A 355-nucleotide genomic window follows, 5' to 3' on the forward strand; every position below is an offset into this window, starting at 1 on the left:
CGGGGTCCTGCGCGACGACTTCGATGTCGGTGCCGTCGGGCAGCGGCTCATCGGGCGTGAGCGTCCAGTTGCCGTCGTCGTCGGTGGTCGTCTCGCCGATCGGGTTCCCGTCACCATCGGTGATGATGACCGTGCTGCCGGGCTCGGCTTCACCGCTGACGGTTTCGCCATTCGAGGGATCGAGCGTGGGCGCATTCGGTGCGACGGCGTCGATGGTGCCTGTGGTCGGCTCGCTGGTATTGCCGGCGGGGTCCTGCGCGACGACTTCGATGTCGGTGCCGTCGGGCAGCGGCTCATCGGGCGTGAGCGTCCAGTTGCCGTCGTCGTCGGTGGTCGTCTCGCCGATCGGGTTCAC

1 protein-coding gene is annotated in these 355 nt (G+C 68.5%); it reads right to left on the bottom strand.

Annotated elements, in window-relative coordinates; genetic code table 11:
* A partial coding sequence (locus BTW08_RS16400; RefSeq protein ID WP_139313697.1) for an Ig-like domain-containing protein occupies positions 1–355 on the bottom strand: 355 nt, incomplete at both ends.

This window comes from Salinicola sp. MH3R3-1 (genome assembly GCF_001937155.1).
GTDB lineage: Bacteria > Pseudomonadota > Gammaproteobacteria > Pseudomonadales > Halomonadaceae > Salinicola > Salinicola halophyticus.